Raw genomic sequence first — 2,467 nt, forward strand, 5'->3', positions numbered from 1 at the left:
ACGGCCTCCGGGAGCCGCGCGGTGCTGGCGCGGCTCCCGGAGGCCGTGGAGTGGGCGCAGGACCGGTTCGGCCCGTACCCCTTCTCCTCGGCGGGGGCGATCGTCGAGCGGCCCGGGGACGCCGGGTACGCCCTGGAGACCCAGAACCGTCCCGTGTTCGCCGGGGCGCCCAGCACCCCGCTCCTGGTGCACGAGCTGGCCCACCAGTGGTACGGCAACTCCGTCACGCCGAAGACCTGGCGGGACATGTGGCTCAACGAGGGGTTCGCGACCTACGCGGAGTGGCTGTGGCGGGAGGACCACGAGGACGGCACCGCCCAGGAGACCTTCGACGCGCTGTACGCCGGGACGTACTTCCCCGACGCGGCGGCGAACGAGGCGGTCTGGTCGTTCCCGCCCGCGCGACCGCCCGGCGCGGCGCACATCTCCGGTGTCCCCGTCTACCAGCGCGGCGCGATGGTCCTGCACATGATCCGGCGGACGGTCGGCGACGGCGCCTTCCGCGCCCTCCTGCGCGGCTGGGCGGCCGAGTACCGCCACGGCAACGCGGACACCGCCGACTTCACGGCGTACGTGGAGAGGTCGGCCCCGGACGAGGACTTCGAGGCGCTCTGGTCGGACTGGCTGTACGGGGAGGGGAAACCGGCGCGACCGCCCGAGCCCTGACGGCCCCATGGCCCCCGGAGTCCTGCGGCGGCCCCCCGGAACCCGGCTCCTGCGGTGTCCTGCGGCTCCGCGCTCCCGAAGCCCCGGGACACCCCCGGCGGCCCCGGAACACGCTCCGCCCGTGGCGGAGCCCCCGGCCGCCGAGAAGGGGGCGGGCCGGGGGCTCCGAAGCGCGGTGCGGGGCGTCCGTCAGACGTTCACACCGAAGTCCTGCGCGATGCCGCGCAGGCCCGAGGCGTAGCCCTGGCCGATGGCGCGGAACTTCCACTCGGCGCCGTGCCGGTACAGCTCGCCGAAGACCATGGCGGTCTCGGTGGAGGCGTCCTCGGACAGGTCGTAGCGGGCGATCTCGGCGCCGCCGGCCTGGTTGACGATGCGGATGTACGCGTTGCGCACCTGGCCGAAGTTCTGGCTGCGGCTCTCGGCGTCGTAGATCGAGACCGGGAAGACGATCTTGTCGATGTCGGCCGGGAGGGCGGCCAGGTTGACGTTGATCTGCTCGTCGTCGCCCTCGCCCTCACCGGTGCGGTTGTCGCCGGTGTGGACGATGGTGTTGTCCGGGGTCTGCTTGTTGTTGAAGAAGACGAAGTGACTGTCCGAGTACACCTTGCCCTGCGGGTTGACCGCGATCGCGGAGGCGTCGAGGTCGAAGTCGGTGCCGGTGGTGGTGCGGACGTCCCAGCCGAGACCCACGGTGACGGCGGTCAGGCCCGGAGCCTCCTTGGTGAGCGAGACGTTGCCACCCTTGGACAGGCTTACAGCCATTGTTGGGAGTCCCTTCCCTCGTGTACGTACGGCTAAGAAGCTACAGCTACCCCCTTGAACGCGAGAGGGACGCGCGAGGTTCCAGGTGGCTTTACTTTCTTTACCCGGGATATTCGGGTGACGCGGACCGGTCGGGAGCGGGACCATGGACGGCATGTCCGGTCCCCATGTCATCCGCGGCTCCGTCCTCCTGCCCGAGGCCGAGCTCATGTGGCGTTTCTCGCGTTCGTCGGGGCCCGGCGGCCAGCACGTGAACACCAGCGACTCCCGGGTCGAGCTGCGTTTCGACCTCGCCGCCACCGAGGCGCTGCCCGAGGTGTGGAAGGAGCGGGCGCTGGAGCGGCTGGCGGAGCGGCTGTCCGACGGCGTCGTCACCGTCCGGGCCTCCGAGCACCGCTCCCAGTGGCGCAACCGCGAGACCGCCGCGGTGCGCCTCGCGGCGCTCCTCGCCGAGGCCACCGCGCCCCCGCCCCGGCCCCGCAGGCCGACCCGCGTCCCGCGCGGCATCAACGAACGCCGGCTGCGGGAGAAGAAGCAGCGCTCGGAGACGAAGCGGGGGCGCTCCGCGCGCGACTGGGGGTGACCCGCGCGCCGGAGCCGATCCGCGCGGGCCGGGGGCGACGCGCGCGCCGGAGGTGATGCACACGGGCCGGGAGCGGTGCGTGCGGGCGAGGGCGATCCGCGCGGGGCCGCGACGGGCCGCCGTCGGGCCGGGTCCGGCACCCCGGCCGTCTCCCCCTCGACGACCTCCCCGTTCCCGCGGAAGCCCGGCCCGAGGTGGAAGCGTTCCGGGCCGTCCTCCCCGGGGTGCCAGGTGACGTGGAACTCCTTGCCGCCCCGGGCGCGGACCAGGCGGTGACCGACTCCGCGGCGAAGCGGCCGCACCCCCCGCCCTGCTCCTCCGCCGCGCTGCTCAGCCGCCGCAGGTCCGGGCGGACGACGCTGCCGCCGTCCTCGGGCCGGTCGATGCCGGGGAAGGCCGTCAGGAAGCCGGCCGCGCGGTCACCGTCCATGATCAGTCGGAGCCAGTCGGAGC

Annotated in this window: 4 protein-coding genes; 3 read left to right on the forward strand and 1 reads right to left on the reverse strand. The window is 73.5% G+C overall.

All coding sequences use genetic code 11. The features are described from left to right. Window positions 1-666 (forward strand): M1 family metallopeptidase (locus AOK18_RS13480; RefSeq protein WP_167738687.1); only part of this gene is annotated, 666 nt, incomplete at its 5' end. Between the two features lie 189 nt (window positions 667-855). Here AOK18_RS13480 and AOK18_RS13485 read toward each other — a convergent pair. Continuing rightward, entirely contained in the window at window positions 856-1,431 is a 576-nt protein-coding gene (locus tag AOK18_RS13485) for a TerD family protein (protein WP_055694502.1), read from the reverse strand. Between the two features lie 145 nt (window positions 1,432-1,576). On the opposite strand from AOK18_RS13485, the gene arfB reads away from it, so the two are divergent. Together arfB and AOK18_RS33600 are read left to right on the forward strand one after the other, a co-directional pair. Beyond that, a complete protein-coding gene (gene arfB, locus AOK18_RS13490; protein WP_055573613.1) occupies window positions 1,577-2,014 on the forward strand; it encodes an alternative ribosome rescue aminoacyl-tRNA hydrolase ArfB in 438 nt (145 codons plus the stop codon). A gap of 236 nt (window positions 2,015-2,250) precedes the next feature. Continuing rightward, a partial coding sequence (locus AOK18_RS33600; protein WP_206281539.1) for a hypothetical protein occupies window positions 2,251-2,467 on the forward strand: 217 nt, incomplete at its 3' end.

The sequence above is a fragment of the Streptomyces prasinopilosus genome, from assembly GCF_001419695.1.
In the GTDB taxonomy this organism is placed as follows: Bacteria; Actinomycetota; Actinomycetes; order Streptomycetales; family Streptomycetaceae; genus Streptomyces; species Streptomyces prasinopilosus.